The 255-nt window shown below is 65.9% G+C and carries 1 protein-coding gene; it reads left to right on the top strand.

From position 1 onward, the window contains the following. On the top strand, positions 1-255 hold a 255-nt coding region (locus SB756_RS32545), incomplete at both ends, for a 4Fe-4S dicluster domain-containing protein (RefSeq protein ID WP_410913570.1).

Below are 255 nucleotides of genomic sequence, written 5' to 3'. Positions count from 1 at the left end.
CGCAAATCCACCTCAAACACCTCAAGCCCTTGCCCGCCGCCGATGAGCTGGTGGATAAGTGCATCGAGTGCGGTTTCTGCGAGCCGGTGTGCCCGTCGAAGGGGCTGACCCTGAGCCCGCGCCAGCGCATCGTCATCTGGCGTGATATCCAGGCACGCAAACGGGCCGGCATCGACACCACGGAACTGGAAGCGGCCTATCAGTACCAGGGCATCGACACCTGCGCCGCCACCGGCCTGTGCGCCCAGCGCTGCC

Source organism: Pseudomonas sp. SIMBA_068 (genome assembly GCF_046534705.1).
In the GTDB taxonomy this organism is placed as follows: Bacteria; Pseudomonadota; Gammaproteobacteria; order Pseudomonadales; family Pseudomonadaceae; genus Aquipseudomonas; species Aquipseudomonas putida.
Note: the sequence above shows the minus strand (reverse complement) of the source record. Positions and strands in the feature narration are given on the sequence as shown.